The sequence below is a fragment of the Lysinibacillus fusiformis genome, assembly GCF_003049525.1.
GTDB lineage: Bacteria > Bacillota > Bacilli > Bacillales_A > Planococcaceae > Lysinibacillus > Lysinibacillus fusiformis.
The window spans coordinates 961,491-981,050 of sequence record NZ_PYWL01000001.1 but is presented as its reverse complement, the minus strand read 5'-3'; the positions used below and the strand labels follow the sequence as shown (position 1 = coordinate 981,050).

The following is a 19,560-nucleotide window of genomic DNA, read 5'->3' as shown; positions in this document are numbered from 1 at the left end:
AACCGCAACCCTCTTCTTAGCTGAAGAGGGTTTTTGTTTTCTACAGAAAAATCCTCCTCATCTCCGGTACCATCGTAAAAAAATAACCAAATGGAGGTACACAATGACAAATTTTAAACCAGAAACACTGCTGTTACATGGCGGTCAAGAACCAGACCCAGTGACGGGTTCTAGAACAGTTCCTGTTTACCGTTCAACTGCTTTCGTTTTTAAAGACACTGCTCATGCGCAACGTCTTTTTGCCTTAGAGGAAGCGGGAAACATTTACACGCGAATTACGAATCCGACAGTGGATGTTTTTGAAAAGCGTGTGGCTTTATTAGAAGGTGGGACGGCAGCAGTAGCACTTTCATCTGGTGCAGCAGCTATTGCATTTTCTATATTAAATCTAGCTGGAGCAGGAGATGAAATTGTAGCAGCCAGTTCTTTATATGGTGGTACGTATAATTTATTCGCTAATACATTACCAAACTATGGTATTAAAACGATTTTTGTAGATGAAACAAACCCAGAGAATTTTAAGGCTGCCATTACTGATAAAACAAAAGCTGTCTTCGCAGAAGTTTACGGTAATCCAAGCTTAAAGGTTTTAGATATTGAAGCTGTAGCTAAGATTGCACATGACAACAGCTTACCATTAATTATCGATAGTACATTTGCTTCTCCTTATGGTTCTACACCAATTGACTACGGTGCAGATGTGGTAGTTCACTCAGCAACTAAATGGATAGGTGGCCATGGGACAACTCTAGGCGGTGTTGTTGTAGACGCTGGTAAGTTTGATTGGACTAGTGGGCGATTCCCAGGCTTTACAGAGCCGGATGCTTCTTACCATGGTTTACGCTATGGAATAGATACAGCTTCTGCAGCATTTGCTACAAAGCTGCGTGTACAGCTGTTACGTGATTTTGGACCAACGTTAAGTGCAGATGCAGCTTTCAATCTATTACAAGGTTTAGAGACGCTTCATTTGCGTATCCCTAAACACAATGAAAATGCTTTAGCTGTGGCTGAATATTTACGTAACCACCCATCTGTGGAGTATGTAAATTATAATGGCCTGGAAGATTTTCCAACACATGAGTTGGCGAAAAAGTATTTAAAAAATGGCTTCGGCTCAGTGCTTACATTTGGCATTAAAGGTGGACGTGAAGCAGGACGAAAGCTTATTGATCATGTAAAGCTGTTTTCACATGTGGCAAATGTAGGGGATGCTAAGTCGCTAATTATCCATCCAGCATCTACTACACACCAACAATTATCAGCAGATGAACTAATTCAAGCTGGCGTAACCGAATCGCTCATTCGCTTATCAATCGGTTTAGAGGCAGTGGAGGACATCATTGCAGATTTAGAGCAGGCTATTACTCAGGCAACAGCAACAACTGAACAAACAGTAGAAGCGTAATATAGAATGACAGGCGAGTGTTGTAGCGTTTACGTATTTTCTCATTCGAATAGCCTCATTTGGTATACGTCAAACGTTGCTACATTAACCAATTACCTCATCCGGTAATTATCAGAACCTTTTAAAAAATAATACCGAGTAATTTTATATGTATTATTGACTTTGTTAAAACCTTGTTATATACTTGGAATTAAGTTAAGTGTTCGGAAAAACCTCGTTGAAAAGGTAAATGTTTTCATAAGTGCTCCCCCCACTTTTGAATAGATAGGAGAGTAGTTACATAGCCAGTGGCTACTCTTCAAAAAAACTGATGATAAAGGAGTGTTTAAAATGGGTAATCTCTATAGTGCGCAAAACATTGCATCTTATCTAATTTATGAACTAAATGAAGGTCATGTATTTGTTAACAATCAATCCATTCAACACATCCTTACATTAGTGGAACATAAATGGCAGCAAATTTTTGGTCATTCAGCATATCAGGAACAGGTTTGCGCAGATGATATTGGCTATACGATTAAGGAAGTTTATGAGACATATGAGAAGTATGGTGTGAGCCACATCCAGCTTCCAGCAACAGAATTTTATTTGAAATACGGTACATTTCAATTAGTAGAACGTACGTATGCAATACCAAATTTTACAGAAGAAGAAATTAGTATTGTTCAACAAGCTTTAACACAATATCGTTTTCAATTGCTTTCAAAAGCGAGCTAAATAATCCCTCATATATTTAGGCTCATTCTCTGCTGCTACAGGGAATGAGCCTTTTTTATAGTAGTTTAATTATTTAGCTGGTTTATGGGTGTCTGAACATACATATATAATAGAAGAAAGACATCATTATTTGAGAGTAAAGAGTCAATATTTGTTCGAATTTTATGGATAAACTAAAAAAACGTATAGTAAAAGGAATGAAACCGATTTCTTTTGCACGTCTAGGGAAAACAAATGTCCTTCCTAGAAAGATTTTTCTTGTGTAAAGTATATATATGCGTTACAATTTTCTTTAAGTTAAATTTCGAATTATTTGAATTTGTATATGATCTAACATGTACTGAATATCAAAATTTATCCAAAATTAAGGGTTGGCTAAGGCCTGCGGTTGGTGTCAAATGATTTGGCACAACCCCACGGAGAGTTTGGCTTGATGAAACTGCGGAATGTAAGTTGGAGGGAATAATAAGAATGGCAACTATAAAGGCAGCGATTTTAGGATTTGGAACGGTAGGTCAAGGGATCTATCATATATTAAATGAAAAGCGGGAAGATCTTAAAAATAAATTAGGCATTGAGTTGGAAGTAGCGAAAATTTTAGTAACAGATGCTAGCCGCGAACGTGTACCAGGCACAGCACATTTGATGACTACAAGCATGGATGATGTATTGGCTGAACCAGGCATGCAAGTAATATTTGAAGCCATTGTGAATGAAGAGCCTGCATATAGCTATTTAAAGAGAGCGGTAGAGAATAAATGTCATGTTATTACTGCCAACAAAGTCATGTTTGCAAAGCGTGGGTTAGAGTTACAAGAACTTGCAAAAGCAAATGGTGTCTTTGTAGGCTTTGAGGCGACAACTGCTGGAGGAGTACCTGTTATTAAAACGATGAAAAATATATTACTTGTTAATGATGTTAGTCGTATACAAGGTGTTTTAAATGGTACTTGTAATTATATTTTAACTAAAATGCGAGCAGAGGGCTGGTCATTTGATACAGCTTTAAAAGAAGCGCAAAGTTTAGGCTACGCTGAGGCAGATCCGTATAATGATGTTTCTGGTCAGGATGCCTTTAAAAAGTTAATGATTTTAAGCGCCCTAGCATTTGGAGAGCAACCTGATTGGGCGGATGTAGAAGTTATCGGCATAGATAGTATTTCAGCTTCGCAGGTCCATGAGGCATGTGAAAAGGGTTTACGCTACCGTCATGTAGCTGAGGTGGAAAAACTAGCTAATGGGAAAATTGTAGCAAAGGTTGGACCACAACTGGTTGATAAAGAACATCCACTTTATCCAGTCGATGATGTGTTCAATGCAGTTGCATTAGAAACAAATTATATTGGTACTTTAACCTTAGTAGGTCCTGGTGCTGGAATGTACCCAACAGCAAGTGTGATGGTAGAAGATTATGCTGAAATCATCGGGAAAAGGGCAGGCTTTGTTGTAACGATTTAATCATTATTATTTTATAAAGGTAACCCGCCATTCAACAATGATCTATTGATTGAATGGTGGGCTTTTTAATCCTCGTCTTTTACGTCAATATCCTCTGGTATCGGGGTAGATCTCCATATTTCAATTTCCTCTTTAATACGTTCCAATTGATTAAAATACGTACTAAATTGTCCACTATTTATGAGTATCATATTTCCATCGAAAACGGAACGGATGCGTCCCTCATAGACTAGGCGTATTATTTGTTCTTCAGGCATACCTAGTTCAATTGCTGTCTCTTCAATTGTTTTGTACATACAACTCGCTCCTTTAACTGTATTCATTATAACGTCCATTTAACCGAATGCCTACTGGAGTGGATGAAAGAAAAAGTAAAAATGATAATTGTTTGATTTTGGATAAATATGTATGATTAGTATTGGAAGGAAGAAGGCGGAGGGGGTCTACATGTTAAATCTGTTATTTGTATGGTTAGCAGCTATTTTATGGGGGATGACAGGAACTGCCCAAACGTTTTTAGATAATAATGTATCTCCGATTGCAGTCGCCACTATTCGTTCTGCCATTGGTGGTGGAATCCTCTTAGCTATTACAATTTTTTGGCGAAAAATTAATTTTCTACATTGGTCGTGGAAATGGACGATTTTAGCTGCGGCTAGTATTGCTCTTTTTCAAGGTCTTTTCTTTTCATCAATACGTCTAACAGGTGTAGCAATTGGAACTGTTGCGACCATTGGAAGTGCACCGGTATTTTCAGGAATTATTGAATGGATTATATGGAGAAACCGACCATCTATTATTTGGGGGCTAGCTTTCATTGATAGCGATCATGGGCTGTCTTTTATTGTTTATCAATAATGGGGAAGAAGCTGTACAAATGGGTGGCTTTGGTTTAGCGCTCTGTGCAGGGTTATCTTTTGCCTTTTATACAAATATTAGTAAGAAATTAATGGTGCAGGAAGATGCTTTACCAGCAGTTGCTATGACGTTTTCGCTCTGTACTTTATTTTTACTACCGTTTTCACTGTCTAATGGTTTTGCTTGGTTAGAAAATATGCAAAATTTATGGACGATACTATTTATGGGAATTATGTGTACTAGTGTAGCTTATTTACTGTTCTTAAACGGTTTGCAAAAAATAAATTCATCAACAGCTGTAACTCTATCCTTAGCTGAGCCATTGACAGCCGCAATACTTGGCGTTTTTCTAGTCGGAGAACAGTTAAGTGGCGTGTCCTGGCTAGGTGTAGCAATGCTATTAGGCAGCATTGTTGTGTTGACGATAGGTGGGAGGCAAGGAAGGCTTCATAATAAGCTAAAACCTTAAGAAATTCTTCATTTTTTTACTAGCTGGATTTTAAGATTTGAAAGGTACACTTATATTTGAGAGCGAGGTGTCTATCATGACGAAACTAACAGTTCTTGTTACAGACGACGATCAAGATATTCGTGATGGTATTGAAATTTATTTAAAAAATGAAGGCTATAATGTTATAAAAGCAGCAGATGGCTTAGATGCAATAGACAAGCTAGAAAATAATGAAGTACATTTAATTATTTTAGATATAATGATGCCAAATATGGATGGGATTACTGCGACATTTAAAATTAGAGCAGAGCGCAATATCCCTATTATTATGCTTAGTGCAAAGGCAGAAGATGGAGATAAAATTCATGGATTATCGGTAGGCGCGGATGATTATGTAACAAAGCCATTCCATCCATTAGAGCTATTAGCACGAGTGAAATCACAGCTTAGACGCTATGTACAACTAGGAACGTATAGTGAAGGTGCAACAAAAGTAGAAATTGACGGGCTTACTCTTGATGAAGATGCTAAAGAAATCATTTTAGAAGGAGAACCAGTTCGACTAACTCCAATAGAATATAAAATTACGGAATTATTAATGAAAAATGCAGGGCGTGTTTTTTCGATTCGTGAAATTTATGAACGAGTTTGGAATGAGGAAGCCTACAATGCTGAAAATATTGTAGCTGTGCACATTCGAAAAATTCGTGAAAAAATTGAAGCGGACCCAAAAAACCCACGCTATCTAAAGGTGGTATGGGGCGTTGGCTATAAAATGGAAAAATAAAATAGAGAAGTATATGACTATTGCAGGATTCATTGCAGGTGTTGTTGGACTTATTTATTTTGGCGTTTATGCTTATCAAATCGTCGATTCTCGCTCCTCAGAGGTTTTACAGTTACTAGAAAGAATTTTTTAGAGGAGTGTTAGTGGTATGATAAAAAAATGGAAATCCCTACTGGTGTTAATGAGTATCATTTGGACTATTTTCGGCATCTTTACTTTTTGGCATGTAGGCTATCAGTATATTGGTAAGTCCTATTTCGAATCAGAAAATTTCCAACATGAAATCGATAATTTTACTTCAGAACTCGGGCCGTTAGTAATAAATTTACCGAAGGCTGAAGACTTAAAAGGGAAAATAGAGATTACGCAGTCTCAAATAGAAGATCATCGAAATTATTATGGTACATTAGGACAGCAAATCGATAATATTAAACAACAATACGAACAGCGAATTCAGGAAGCAATGGATGCCAATGCGGGAGAATTACAAATAAAGCTAGAGACTGAACGAGATAATAAAATTAAAGACATTACGGCAAATTTCGAAAACGATGAACATGTAAGAAAGAAGATTCTTGCTGGGGAAGAAGCACTCATCGATAAATATATAAAAGCAGCACAGAGTGAAGCTAAAAGCTTTAAAAAGTCTTATGATTACTGGTCTTATGAGTTGACGAATACGGAAACAGGAGAAACATACCGTGCAGGTGATGTTTCAGAAAGTAGTGCCTATAAAATAAAGTATTCTGAGCGAAATCCATTGTATGTGGGAAATATTAGTAATAATGTAAGGGATATTTTTTACCGTACAGAAACTTATGTGGATGTCGATAATCTTTATGAAACAACTGAATATATAGGTGTCTTAACCATCTCTAAAAAAGCAGTTCAATCATTGGGTGTTATGCAGGATTATAATCGTTTTCACCGTAATCAATATACCTACTTCTTTATATGGCTCACTAGCATAATAACGGCAATTTTTGCTTGGAGAGGTCGTAAGGATGTACTGCAAACTGTTAAAGGAATGAAGGAAAAAGACGTTTTAAATAAGGTGAAATTCGATTTTCAAGTTGTTTTAGTGTTGATCACAGGGTTTATGTATCTTATTTCATCTCAAATTGTTTTTGAGTCGATTGAATACACTTACGATTACAATTTCCAATATAATTATGTACGCTCTATACTAGATTTCGCCTTTAAATTAGGTGTGTTAATTATCATAGGAATTGCTTTCTTTATTCAATTAATTTGGCTTTATACAAGAATAGATACGTTGAAAAAGTTAGAGCAAAATGTGAAATCCAGTTATTTATGGTCACTCGGGGATTCAATTACGGATTTATTTATTAATCGCTCTATAGCGATGCACGCACTGTTCATGTTAGGGGCAGCCTTCTTTGGAGGAGGTAGCCTTGTCGCTTCTATGTTAAGAGGAGGAGCTTTCCCAGTTCTTGTTCTAGGTGTGTGTATGTTTGTAGGGTTTCCAACCTTGATTGTTTTCTTATCAAGAATGGGTTACTTAAACCGTATTATGAAGGATACGAAAGATATGGCCAATGGGCGACTGAATCGTGACGTGAAAGTGAAAGGGAAGTCCCCACTCGCTAGTCATGCTGAAAATCTTAATCATTTACGAGAAGGCGTTCGAACATCTATGCATGAGCAGGCTAAAAGTGAACGTTTAAAAACAGAGCTTATTACCAATGTGAGTCATGATTTACGAACTCCGTTAACTTCGATTATTACGTATACGGATCTTTTGAAAAAATCTAATCTTACAGAGGAAGAACGTCAACAATACATTCATATTCTCGATAAAAAATCAGAACGTTTAAAAGTATTGATTGAAGATCTCTTTGAAGTATCGAAAATGGCAAGTGGTAATATTGAGCTTCAACGAAGTCGTGTAGATTTGACACAACTTATTCAGCAGGCGGTAGGGGAGCATAAGGAAGATTTATTACAGTCGCGTTTAGATTTACGAATGACGATGCCTCATGAGCCTATTTATGCCTATGTAGATGGTCAAAAATGGTGGAGACTCATAGATAATTTAATTGTTAATGTATTGAAATATGCGTTAGAGGGTACCCGCGTCTATGTGACGTTAAAACGAACAGCAGATGGTGATGCTGAATTAACGGTAAAAAATGTTGCGAAGTATGAAATTAATGAAGACGCTGATGAACTATTTGAACGTTTCAAACGTGCAGATGCTTCACGTCATACAGAGGGATCTGGACTTGGATTAGCCATTGCGCAATCTATTGTAGATTTGCATGGAGCTCGCATGACAATTGATGTGGATGGCGATTTATTTAAAGTGACAGTTCGAATTTCAGCAGTATGAGGAAAAGATGGTGGCAGAGGATTGCCACCATCTTTTTTTCATTATAAGCCTAAGTTCTTCGCGATAATTACTTTCATGACTTCATTCGTGCCTGCATAGATGGACATAACAGGAATGTCTCTGTACCTTCGTGCAATCTTATATTCCTCCATATAGCCATAGCCACCATGAAGCTGCATGCATTGCGTGGCTATCTCACGGGCATTTTCAGTTATCCAGTATTTTGCCATGGATACTTTCGTTACCACATCTTTTCCTGCGAGATGCTCTTCAATCAATGATTCCAGAAATGATTTACCGATCTCCATTTTAGTAGCCATTTCAGCTATTTTAAATTGTGTATTTTGAAAGTCTCCAATGGACTTGCCAAATGCTTGGCGTGATTTTACATAGTTTAGTGTTAAGGCAAGCATATCCTCAGTTGCTGTTTGTGCTGCAATTGCCACAGCTAACCGCTCTTGTTGAAGTTTTTCCATCATATAAACAAAGCCCTTACCTTCTTCACCAAGTAGGTTTTGTACTGGCACTCGGCAATCTTCAAAAAATAGCTCAGCTGTATCTTGAGCATGCATACCGACTTTTTCCAGCTTTCTCCCTTTTGTAAAGCCTTGTGTACCTTCTTCAATAACAAGTAGACTAATACCTTGGTGTTTTTTTTCAGTGGATGGATTTGTTTTCACGGCGACAACCGCTAAGTTGGTATGAATTCCGTTTGTAATAAAGGTCTTTTGGCCATTTACAATATAATGGTCTCCATCACGAATAGCTGTTGTTTGAATATTTGCTAAGTCTGAACCTGTACCTGGCTCAGTCATGGCGATCGCTGTAAGATAGTCGCCTGAAATACATTTTGGCAGCCACCGTGATTTTTGTTCATGTGTACCGAAGGATTCAATATAAGGTACGACAATATCATTATGCAGGCCGATCCCAATAAGACTTGAGCCTATACGCTCAAGCTCTTCTTGAATAATAACACCAAAACTAAAATCAAGACCTAGTCCACCATATTGCTCTTCTACTTGAGGGCAAAGATAGCCCATATCACCAAGTCTTCGCCAAAATGTAAGCGGGATAAGATGATCTTTTTCCCATTGCGCATAATGTGGCTCGGCTTCTTCTGCTAAAAACTTACGAAAGGTTTTACGAAATAACTCATGCTCTGTTGTTTCAAATTTATAACGTGTCATTTGAACTAGCACCCCTTTTTGCTCGTAAATACGTAAATCTTCTCTATCGCCTATTATGTTACTGGAATATTTGTGAAAATAATAGTAGCTTTTTATACTAAAATGACGAAATTGTCATTTATGTCCAGTGAAATGTCATGTAAAACAAAAGAATGATACGAAATAATGAGCTATGCTTACAATGTAGGGTTAAAGCATTTAGTTCCTATTTTCTTTAGAAGATTATTCAAGTATTTCATCCCATATGACTGTTACATATAAATGATATAATCAACTAAATATATAGGAAAGTAGAGGACGAAGATATGCCAAAAGTAATTGGAGGTATACTTTTAATTAGTATTTATAGTGCGTTGACTTTCTATTTGGGGTGGGGAGTAAAGCAGTGGCTAGGGGCTATGGGATGGTTCCGTTACCCAATCTTATTTTGGTTAGTACTGTATCTTGTCGCTTTCAGTATTATTATTGGAAGATTGCATGAGTCCTTACGATTCTTTTCAGTTATTAGTAATTACTGGATGTTTATTTTTGAATACGGTTTATTGCTATGTTTAGCAGCACAATTGATTATTTGGCTAACACCCTTTAAAAATGTACAAATAATTGGTAGTATAGCAATTGCTGTATTATTTATGCTAAGTATTATCGGCTCTTATTTAGCCTATTCTCCAGTCGTTCGTCATTTAGAAATAACTGTTGATAAGAAGGATAGTGAACTGAAGTCATTGAGAGCTGTTGTGGCATCTGATTTTCATTTAGGTGTTTTATCGCATAAAAGGCATTTACAACGTTTTGTTGACTTATCGAATGAAGCACAGCCGGATATTGTGTTGCTAGCTGGAGATATTGTCGATGATGATCCAAAATGGTTTGTTCAAGGGGAAATGGCAGATGTCATGAAACAGTTAACATCTACATATGGAACTTATGGTATATTGGGGAATCACGAATATTATGGTAAAAAGATTCCTGAATTTATAAAAGAAATGAAAAATGCCAATGTAAATATACTACTTGATGAAACAATTCGTATAGATGATGCGTTTATATTAACAGGGCAAGAGGACAGGACGAATAAAGATAGAAAGTCACTAGCAGAGTTAAAGTCTTCCGAAAGCTTACCATGGCTCGTAATGAATCATACGCCTGACGATTTGTTAACTCCTTCGAAACTGGGGGTGGACTTACACATGTCAGGTCATACGCATAAAGGTCAACTGTGGCCAAATCAGTATATTACCGCTCGAGTGTTTGAACTGGATTATGGTTATAAGTTGAAAGACCAAATGCATACACTTGTTTCATCAGGCTATGGCTTCTGGGGTCCGCCAATGAGAATCGGTAGTAGGTCAGAGCTTTGGATAGTGGATATGAAATTTCGTTAATGGCTACAGCTGTGGGTGACTTATAGGTGAAATAGCAGTAGTATATGAAAATGGAGTAATTTATAATAAGTGAGTATTTGATTAATAAAGGTAAGGTGACAAGGTGGAAATTATAGAGTTATTAAAAGCACTGATTTTAGGCTTTGTTGAAGGTATGACAGAATTTGCCCCAGTATCTTCAACTGGCCATATGATTATTGTTGACGATATGTGGTTAAAAACAGAGGAGTTTTTAGGTAAATATCCTGCCAATACATTTAAAATTGTCGTTCAATTGGGCTCCATTTTAGCTGTTATCGTGGTGATGTGGAAGCGTATGTTAAGCCTAGTTGGCTTATACAAAATTGATGGTCAGTCTCAGTCCATTAATAGACGTTTTAACTTATTGCATGTTATTGTCGGTATGCTACCAGCAGTTGTCTTAGGGTTTGCATTTAAGGATTTTATTGACGATCATCTATTTAAAGTAGAGCACGTTGTTTATGCACTAGTAGCAGGGGCTATCCTAATGATTGCAGCCGATAAATTGGCACCAAGAAAACCAAAAGTAGATTCTTTAGATAAGATTTCATATGGTTTAGCCTTTAAGGTTGGGCTAGTTCAATGTTTATCTTTATGGCCAGGATTTTCACGATCAGGTGCGACTATTTCTGGTGGGGTATTATTCGGTATGAGTCACCGTGTGGCAGCCGATTTTACATTCATTATGGCGGTACCTATCATGGCAGGAGCTAGTTTAGTATCTGTTTTGAAGAACTGGGACACATTATCAATGGATTATTTCGGATTCTACGCTGTCGGATTTATTAGTTCATTTATCTTTGCGTTACTATCAATCAAGTTTTTCTTAGCACTTATTTCAAAAGTGAAATTAATGCCTTTCGCAATTTATCGTTTAGTTTTAGCAGCAGTTCTTTGCGTAATTATTTTCATGTAAACAAAAAGTCACTCTTCTTTCACAAGAAGCGGTGGCTTTTTTGCCTTAAATTTATTGGTTTTTCAATCCATCTTTCAAATAAAATGAATAAAATTAGGTATATAGTATTTGTTTTAGAGTAAATGTGTTATTGTATTTAATAAATACAGACAACATTTACCCATATATTGTTCATTTGGTAGGTTTGAGATTATAATTGATACATAAAGTATCTACTTATTTGTTGTTTTTTAATAGCATGTAGGATAATAGACTTAGCTCGGTATATGATTATAATATGAGGTGGATAAAATGTTTCAAATTGTAAGTAGATCTAAGAAAAATACAATTGAAATAAGTAATGAAGCTAATATAGGCATTTTTATTAAAAATCCTGATCGTTTATTGCAATTGAATCTTGTGGAATTAAGCGTATATGATCTTCAATTAATTAATAGTTTAAAGCCATATGTGGAAAGAAACGTTGTGGAGGTTGTTGCGGCATTTTATCATGCAATTGAAAGTGTGCCAGCATTACGTGAGGTTATTCAAAGGCATAGTTCCAGTGAGCGCCTACGTCAAACATTACGCCATCATATTATTGAAATGTTTGAGGGGAGAATAGATGAAGCTTTCCTTGAAAAGCGTAGACGTGTGGCAAAAATGCATGTGAAAATTAACTTATATCCGAAGTGGTATTTAGCAGCCTTTCAAATTCTTGAAAAATCTTTACGTAAGATAATTTTTGAACTTCGTTTATCTAAGGGGGAGGAAGAAAAATTTTGCGATGCCATCAGTAAAATATGTAATTTTGAACAGCAAATTGTTTTAGAGGAATACGATAACTATGCAAATACATTGATTGAGGAACAGCGCAATAACGTTCGAGAGCATGTCAAGGATGTAATTGGTGGGATTTCTACTCACATAGAGGCTCAATCACAAAATACATCGGATACAGTGACAGAGCTTGTTAATAGTGCCCAAAAGGTGAACGATTCATTGAAGGATAGCATTCATGAGGCAGAATCGATGCAAAAGGTTTCAAGTGAAGGCTATGCCAAAATTGTTTCTATTAATGAACAAACAGGGAAAATTCATCATAAGACATTTGAAATGGCAAATATGGTGGAGCAGCTGGATGAATCCTCTTCAAAAATCAATGCAGTGGTTGAAATGGTTAAAAGTATTTCGGGTCAAACAAACTTATTGGCATTAAACTCGGCAATTGAGGCGGCGCGTGCTGGGGAGCATGGCAAAGGTTTTGCGGTTGTTGCCAATGAAGTACGTAAGCTTGCGGATCAGACGAAAAGTTCAGTTGAGCAGATTGCTGATTTAATTCAGATGTCTAATGGAATTACCACACAAGTAGTTCAAGCTATACAGGATATACAAGAGCTCGTAAATAATAGTATCAAACAGAATGCCGAGTCCTTAAAGGCATTTGATGCAATATCTACCTCCGTAGAGGATTCCATTTCAAATTTCCAAAACGTAGGGAAGCAAATATCAGATTTAGCAAATATTATTGAGACGATAGGTGAATCCTCTGATGAATTAGAGAGAGTTGCCAATCGTTTGAATACGACCATCAGAGAATTTTAAATGAGATGTAACTATGCATACAGCTTATGCATAGTTTTTTTATGCTTACAAAGTGGATAAAATGATTGATTTCACGGATAAACAAAGTCTTTAGGCTGATGAAAAGGGAAATTAGCGATTATTATAGAAGGTTGCAAACTAGAAACCTCTAGAAAATGCTTCCCTTAAGTGTTACGCTATAGGCGAATTAGGGAAATGAGTAGAGAGGTGTTTGGAACATGAAAAAGAAATTATTTATTACACGTAAGTTTCCTGCACATATTGTTGAGCCATTAAAAGAGTTTTATGAAGTTTCTCAGTGGGAAGAGGCGGAGATTGTCATCCCTCGCGATAAACTACTTGCATTTGTCGCTGATTGTGAAGTGTTGTGGGTAACAATTGCAGATCAAGTGGATGAGGAATTACTTTCGCAAGCACCAAACCTAAAGCTAGTAACAAATTTAGCAGTTGGTTTTAACAATATTGATGTGAAGGCTTTACGAAAAAGAGGTATTATGGCGACAAATACGCCTGGTGTCTTAACGAATACAACGGCTGATTTAGTATTTGGCTTACTGCTTGCAACGGCTCGTAGAATTCCGGAAAGTGAGAGATATTTACGAGAGGGAAAATGGAAAAGCTGGTACCCGATGCAGCTGGTTGGTAAAGACGTATCAGGGGCGACGATTGGAATAATAGGGATGGGCCGAATTGGTCAGGCTGTTGCTAGACGAGCAAAAGGTTTTGATATGAAAATTTTATATAATAACCGAAGACGTCGACATGAGGCGGAAGAGATGTATGGCTTTCGCTATGTATCATTAGAGGACCTCTTACAACAATCTGATTTTGTTGTAATTATGACACCTTATAATAGTGATACTGAGGGTCTCATTGGCGCACATGAATTAGCGTTAATGAAAGAGGATGCTGTCTTAATAAATGCTTCTCGCGGTGGAATTATTGATGAGGCAGCTCTATACGATGTCCTGAAAAGTGGCAAGTTATGGGCAGCAGGGCTGGATGTCTTTGAACATGAGCCTGTTGCTATGGATCATCCATTGTTGACACTCCCGAATGTAGTGGCACTGCCGCATATCGGTAGTGCGTCCTTAGAAACGAGAACAGCTATGCTCATGTTAAATGTGAAAGCATTGGCTGCTTATGGACAGGGCAAGGCTATTTCAAATCGAATTGATTAAAAAACGGAGCATATCACTGATAGATATGCTCCTTTTATTTTATCTATTGAATAAATCGAATATACCACCAATACCGCCTTCACCTTTTGACTGGCCGCCACCGCCTTGTGAAATTGGTGCCGCTGCAAAGACACGACTTGCTAAACGGCTGAATGGTAATGATTGCACCCAGACAGTTCCTGGTCCACGTAATGTAGCGAAGAAAATCCCTTCACCGCCAAACAATGCAGTTTTTACGCCTCCAACAAGTTCAATATCGTAATCTACATTTGAAGTCATCGCAACTAAACATCCTGTATCTACACGTAAAACTTCCCCAGGCTGTAATGTTTTTTCATGAATGGCTCCTCCTGCATGTACAAATGCCATACCATCGCCTTCAAGCTTTTGCATAATGAAGCCTTCACCACCGAAGAAGCCTACACCGATTTTTTTCTGGAATTCTACGCCCACAGAAACACCTTTAGCTGCAGCTAAGAACGCATCTTTTTGACAAATAATTTTCCCGTTTAATTGACTTAAATCCATCGGAATAATCTTACCTGGGTACGGGGAAGCGAAATAAACATGCTTCTTACCTGAGCCAACATTTGTGAATGTCGTCATGAATAAGCTTTCACCTGTTACTAAACGTTTACCAGCACCTAATAATTTGCCCATTAGACCACTTTGTGAGCCGCCTTTTGAACCATCGCCAAAAATAGTTTCCATATGGATGGAGTCATCCATCATCATTAAAGCGCCTGCTTCCGCCACAACTGTTTCTTGTGGATCAAGCTCAACTTGCACATATTGCATGTCGTCACCAAATAACTTGTAGTCAATTTCATGATTATTCATAAGGGATTCCTCCAAAAGTAAATTTATTGATATTCTATACGATTATAAAACACTTTGGTTTCAATAAGAAATTAAATAATTTAGAAAAAAAGGGAATTAAATAGAAAATGGCGAATATAAAAAACTAGAATGTGTATTATTTATTTTCATATAACTAAGGGTGTTATGAATATACATAACCTTAAGCGATTCCTCCTTTTGGAGTATTCTCTAATAGAGGGGAAGCAGTTAAGTGAAAATAAAGCCTCTGGCAATTGTCACTGATAATCATAGTATGACAGGGTATATCACATCTTGAAAATTCGGAATATTGAAGTATTTTATTCTATTAAGATTCATAGATTTTGTACCTGAGGAATACAACTGGTTACAATAGCTGAGGCATCATAGAGTATTTCAGGGGGTGTATGTAGTGGAGATTAAAAACTATATTGGTGGTAAATGGAGCACACATTCACATTTACAAAGTATAGCAGTGACGAACCCTGCAAATGGTGAGCAACTTGCTACCATACCACTATCTACTTCTAATGAGGTAGATGAGGCTGTAGTAGCAGCCAAACAAGCACAAAAGAGCTGGGCACTTGTGCCTGCGCCAAAGCGTGCAGAATTTTTATATGCCATCGGTCAAAAAATGAAAGAAAAAAAGGAATATTTGGCGACCGTTTTAACAAAAGAGATGGGTAAGGTAATTGAAGAAGCAAGAGGAGAAGTGCAAGAAGGAATTGATATGGCCTATTATATGGCAGGAGAGGGTCGTAGGTTGTTTGGTGAAACAACTCCGTCTGAATTGGCCAATAAGTTTGCAATGAGTGTAAGGGCACCAATTGGAGTCGTAGCGCTTATTACGCCGTGGAACTTCCCTGTTGCGATCGCCACGTGGAAATCTTTCCCTGCTATTGTGGCGGGTAATACATTCATTTGGAAACCATCAAATGAGACACCTATGATGGCTTGTGAAATGGGTAAAATTTTTGAAGAAGTTGGTTTACCTGATGGAGTAGCAAATATTGTGTTTGGTACAGGACCGACTGTAGGGACTGCGCTCATTGAACACCCTGATGTAAAGGTCATTTCCTTTACTGGGTCGACGACAACAGGCAGTAAAGTAGCGGAGCTTGGCGGTAAACATTTGAAAAAGATTTCCTTAGAGATGGGTGGAAAAAATGCTGTCATTGTTATGGATGACGCAGATCTTCAACTGGCTACAGAGGGTATACTTTGGAGTGCCTTTGGTACCGCTGGTCAAAGATGTACAGCATGTAGCCGAGTAATTGTGCATAAAGATGTTAAAGAGCAATTAGAAAATCGTCTCTTAGATGAAATGCAAAAACTCACAATTGGGAATGGTCTAGACGAAGGAGTTAAAATTGGGCCGGTGATTAATAAAGCTGCATTGGAAAAAATTAATCACTATGTACAAATAGGCAAGCAGGAAGGTGCCACGTTACTAGCTGGTGGTAGAATTTTAAATGAGCCACCATATGACAATGGGTTTTATTACGAGCCTACATTGTTTACGAACGTGAAGCCTGACATGATTATTGCCCAAGAAGAGATTTTTGGTCCTGTCGTTTCTCTAATTGAGGTAGCAAGCTTAGAGGAAGCAATTGAAGTAAATAATGGCGTGAAATTTGGCTTATCAAGCTCAATTTTCTCACAAAATGTTAATACTATTTTCCGCGCACAGCGTGATTTAGACACGGGTATTGTTTATATAAATGCCGGCACAACAGGTGCTGAAATCCATTTACCATTTGGCGGTACAAAAGGAACTGGCAATGGACATCGAGATTCAGGTGTTGCAGCCCTAGATGTATATACGGAGTGGAAGAGCATTTACGTAGACTACAGCGGTAAATTACAAAGAGCACAAATCGATACAGAGTAACAGATCAACGAAAGGGGATGTTCTTGATGAAAGTTGTTGTATTAGGTGCAGGTTTAATGGGTAAAGAGGTAGCTCGTGATTTAATAAAAAATGATAAAGTCGATCGTGTATTTTTAGGTGATATCGATGTAAAAGTGGCACAGGACTTTGTGGATACTTTAAATACAGATAGGGTTGAAGTTGTAGAGCTTCATGCAGAGCACGATGATTCGTTAATGAAGGTCATCTCAAAAGGTGATGTTGTGATCAATGCATTATTTTATTCCTTCAACGAGCGCGTTGCGAGAGCAGCTATTGAAGCGGGTGTACATTCTGTAGATTTAGGTGGCCATATAGGTGGTGTTACCGAAAATATATTAGATCTGCATGAGGAAGCAAAAGCAAAAGGTGTCACAATTATCCCTGACTTAGGTGTTGCTCCAGGTATGATCAATATTCTAGCGGGCTATGGTGCCTCTAAATTAGATGATGTTGAGTCTATTAAACTATTTGTTGGTGGCATTCCAACTGAACCAAAGCCTCCGCTTCATTATACACGCGTATTTTCTTTAGATGGTGTTTTTGATCATTATACTGAGCCTTCAAAAACGATTCAAAAGGGCAAATTACAAGAAGTTCCTTCCCTTTCAGGTGTTGAACCTATTTATTTTGATGATTTCGGTGTGCTTGAGGCATTTTATACATCTGGAGGCATCTCTACATTGTATAAAACATTCCCAAATGTCCGCACATTAGAGTATAAAACAATTCGTTATAAGGGGCATGCAGAGAAGTTTAAGCTATTAGCAGATTTAGGCTTCCTTGATTCAGCGAATAAGGTAGAGGTTGATAATCAAGAGGTGCCTGTTCGTTCTGTAGTTCGTGAGGCGCTTAAAAAGAAACTGGAGCTGGGAACAAAACCAGATGCGGTTCTATTACGTGTCATTGTTGCTGGTGAAAAAGCGCAACAGCAATTGACATATGAATATGAAATGGTTGTGCGTAAGGATATGACTATCAATGAAACAGCGATGGCCCGTGCTACAGCTAATACTATTTCGGTTGTAGCTCAGATGATAGGTGCGGGTGTTATTAAAGAGCACGGTGTTTTCCCGCCTGAATCAGTGGTCCCTGGCGATACGTATATTGAAGAAATGGCCAAACGTGGTGTAGTAATAAAAGAGACGTCTCATAAGTCTGCTATGATTGTGAAATGGTAGGTGCTGACCATGAATTTTGACATGTCCACGGAGCATGAAATGCTACGAAAAACGGTAAGGCAATTTGTTGATGAAGAAATTATTCCCTATATTGCAAAGTGGGATGCTGAAGGGGGCTTTGATGCTAAAATTTGGTCGAGGCTTGCGGAGCTTGGGCTAATGGGCGTTTGTGTGCCAGAGCAGTATGGTGGGAGTGGAATGGATTATAACTCCCTTGCTATTGTGTGCGAGGAGCTGGAGCGTGGAGATACAGCATTCCGAACAGCGGTATCCGTTCACACGGGTCTGAATAGCATGACATTAATGCAATGGGGTACTGAAGATCAAAAGCAGCGCTATCTTATTCCACAGGCAAAAGGAGTACGAATTGGTGCATTTGGTCTTACTGAGCCGGGTGCTGGCTCTGATGTGGCAGCTATGTCTACTACAGCTGTCCGTGATGGGGATCATTATGTCATCAATGGACAGAAAACATGGATTTCCTTATGTGATATAGCTGATCACTTTATCGTTTTTGCCTATACAGATAAGTCCAAGAGACATCATGGTATTAGTGCATTCATTGTTGAACGTTCAATGGCAGGCTTTACATCAAAGGCTATCAAAGGGAAATACGGGATTCGTGCAGGTAATACAGGTGAGCTCTTCTTTGAAGATTTACGTGTGCCAGTAGAAAATCGTCTCGGTGTAGAGGGAGAAGGCTTTAAAATAGCCATGTCTGCCCTAGATAATGGACGTTTCACTGTAGCTGCGGGGGCTGTCGGCTTGATCCAAGCGTGTCTTGAGGCTAGTGTGAAATATTGTCATGAACGAGAAACCTTTGGTAAGCCTATAGGAGAGCATCAGCTTGTCGGACAAATGATCGCTAATATGGAGGCTGGTTACCAGATGAGCCGTCTATTGGTCTATCGTGTTGGTGAGTTGAAAAATAAAGGCGTTCGTAATACTAGAGAAACATCTTTAGCAAAATGGCAGGCGTGCGATTTTGCCAATAAGGCTGCGGATGATGCAGTACAAATTCATGGTGCATATGGCTATTCAGATGAATATCCAGTTGCGCGCTATCTGCGGAATTCCAAAGCACCTGTTATATATGAAGGTACGCGAGAAATTCATACCATTATGCAGGCAGATTATGTATTAGGCAGACGCCAAGATAAGCCATTAGCTAATAGGCTGCCAAAATGGCCGTTTGAAGAATAAACGAGGGGGATATTATTCCCTTTCGTTTTTTTGTGTAGGGGTAACCACACCTTAAAAAAATTTCAGAATAATGTAACTTTCCATCTTTTTCTTAGTCTAATGGATAAACAAGTATATG

The 19,560-nt window shown here is 38.0% G+C and carries 16 protein-coding genes and 1 pseudogene; 14 read left to right on the top strand and 3 right to left on the bottom strand.

Annotation, left to right across the window (positions count from 1 at the left end; translation table 11 throughout):
- The first annotated feature begins 103 nt into the window (after window positions 1–103).
- The 3 genes from C9J29_RS04705 (at window position 104) to C9J29_RS04695 (ending at window position 3,583) form a co-directional block, all read left to right on the top strand.
- On the top strand, window positions 104–1,408 hold the full coding sequence (locus C9J29_RS04705) for an O-acetylhomoserine aminocarboxypropyltransferase/cysteine synthase family protein (RefSeq protein WP_089985945.1): 1,305 nt from the start codon (window positions 104–106) through the stop codon (window positions 1,406–1,408).
- Between the two features lie 330 nt (window positions 1,409–1,738).
- On the top strand, window positions 1,739–2,125 hold the full coding sequence (locus C9J29_RS04700) for a hypothetical protein (RefSeq protein WP_008176214.1): 387 nt from the start codon (window positions 1,739–1,741) through the stop codon (window positions 2,123–2,125).
- 471 nt (window positions 2,126–2,596) lie between these two features.
- Complete coding sequence (locus C9J29_RS04695) at window positions 2,597–3,583, top strand: homoserine dehydrogenase (protein WP_090002430.1); 987 nt, start codon at window positions 2,597–2,599, stop codon at window positions 3,581–3,583.
- A 65-nt stretch (window positions 3,584–3,648) separates the two neighbouring features.
- On the opposite strand, the gene C9J29_RS04690 is transcribed toward C9J29_RS04695, so the two are convergent.
- Complete coding sequence (locus C9J29_RS04690; RefSeq protein ID WP_036122699.1) at window positions 3,649–3,879, bottom strand: MerR family transcriptional regulator; 231 nt, start codon at window positions 3,877–3,879, stop codon at window positions 3,649–3,651.
- Window positions 3,880–4,030: 151 nt separating this feature from the next.
- Here C9J29_RS04690 and C9J29_RS04685 point away from each other — a divergent pair.
- The 4 genes and pseudogenes from C9J29_RS04685 to C9J29_RS04675 all read left to right on the top strand — a co-directional run bounded on the left by C9J29_RS04685 (window position 4,031) and on the right by C9J29_RS04675 (window position 8,032).
- Window positions 4,031–4,910: pseudogene (locus C9J29_RS04685) on the top strand (DMT family transporter).
- 76 nt (window positions 4,911–4,986) lie between these two features.
- Window positions 4,987–5,679: a response regulator transcription factor gene (locus C9J29_RS04680; protein ID WP_008176208.1), complete on the top strand. Its 693-nt coding sequence runs from the start codon at window positions 4,987–4,989 to the stop codon at window positions 5,677–5,679.
- Window positions 5,657–5,812, top strand: coding sequence for a hypothetical protein (locus C9J29_RS24200; RefSeq protein ID WP_008176206.1), 156 nt, complete (start codon window positions 5,657–5,659; stop codon window positions 5,810–5,812). Before C9J29_RS04680 ends, C9J29_RS24200 begins: the two co-directional genes overlap by 23 nt.
- Window positions 5,813–5,827: 15 nt before the next feature.
- Window positions 5,828–8,032, top strand: a complete 2,205-nt coding sequence (locus C9J29_RS04675) for an MFS domain-containing histidine kinase (RefSeq protein WP_107921721.1) — start codon at window positions 5,828–5,830, stop codon at window positions 8,030–8,032.
- A 41-nt stretch (window positions 8,033–8,073) separates the two neighbouring features.
- Here C9J29_RS04675 and C9J29_RS04670 read toward each other — a convergent pair whose 3' ends face one another.
- Window positions 8,074–9,222, bottom strand: a complete 1,149-nt coding sequence (locus tag C9J29_RS04670; protein ID WP_107921720.1) for an acyl-CoA dehydrogenase family protein — start codon at window positions 9,220–9,222, stop codon at window positions 8,074–8,076.
- A 305-nt stretch (window positions 9,223–9,527) separates the two neighbouring features.
- Here C9J29_RS04670 and C9J29_RS04665 point away from each other — a divergent pair, with 305 nt between their 5' ends.
- The 4 genes from C9J29_RS04665 (at window position 9,528) to C9J29_RS04650 (ending at window position 14,309) form a co-directional block, all read left to right on the top strand.
- Window positions 9,528–10,607: a metallophosphoesterase gene (locus C9J29_RS04665; RefSeq protein ID WP_008176200.1), complete on the top strand. Its 1,080-nt coding sequence runs from the start codon at window positions 9,528–9,530 to the stop codon at window positions 10,605–10,607.
- A 103-nt stretch (window positions 10,608–10,710) separates the two neighbouring features.
- Window positions 10,711–11,544, top strand: a complete 834-nt coding sequence (locus C9J29_RS04660; RefSeq protein WP_012292617.1) for an undecaprenyl-diphosphate phosphatase — start codon at window positions 10,711–10,713, stop codon at window positions 11,542–11,544.
- A 291-nt stretch (window positions 11,545–11,835) separates the two neighbouring features.
- The gene (locus C9J29_RS04655) at window positions 11,836–13,128 is read left to right on the top strand and encodes a globin-coupled sensor protein (protein ID WP_008176197.1); all 1,293 of its coding nucleotides are present in this window, start codon (window positions 11,836–11,838) and stop codon (window positions 13,126–13,128) included.
- 218 nt (window positions 13,129–13,346) lie between these two features.
- Complete coding sequence (locus C9J29_RS04650; RefSeq protein ID WP_107921719.1) at window positions 13,347–14,309, top strand: 2-hydroxyacid dehydrogenase; 963 nt, start codon at window positions 13,347–13,349, stop codon at window positions 14,307–14,309.
- Window positions 14,310–14,348: 39 nt separating this feature from the next.
- Here the strand turns inward: C9J29_RS04650 and C9J29_RS04645 are convergent, their stop codons facing one another.
- Entirely contained in the window at window positions 14,349–15,149 is an 801-nt protein-coding gene (locus tag C9J29_RS04645; RefSeq protein ID WP_008176191.1) for a TIGR00266 family protein, read from the bottom strand.
- A 412-nt stretch (window positions 15,150–15,561) separates the two neighbouring features.
- On the opposite strand from C9J29_RS04645, the gene C9J29_RS04640 reads away from it, so the two are divergent.
- From C9J29_RS04640 to C9J29_RS04630, 3 genes are read left to right on the top strand one after another with little or no spacing between them, the layout of a single operon-like run.
- A complete protein-coding gene (locus C9J29_RS04640; protein WP_043990092.1) occupies window positions 15,562–17,040 on the top strand; it encodes an aldehyde dehydrogenase family protein in 1,479 nt (492 codons plus the stop codon).
- A 26-nt stretch (window positions 17,041–17,066) separates the two neighbouring features.
- Complete coding sequence (locus tag C9J29_RS04635; protein WP_008176188.1) at window positions 17,067–18,239, top strand: saccharopine dehydrogenase family protein; 1,173 nt, start codon at window positions 17,067–17,069, stop codon at window positions 18,237–18,239.
- A gap of 9 nt (window positions 18,240–18,248) precedes the next feature.
- Window positions 18,249–19,442 (top strand): acyl-CoA dehydrogenase family protein, encoded by a 1,194-nt coding sequence (locus C9J29_RS04630; protein ID WP_089985953.1) that lies wholly within the window; start codon window positions 18,249–18,251, stop codon window positions 19,440–19,442.
- Window positions 19,443–19,560: the final 118 nt, after the last annotated feature.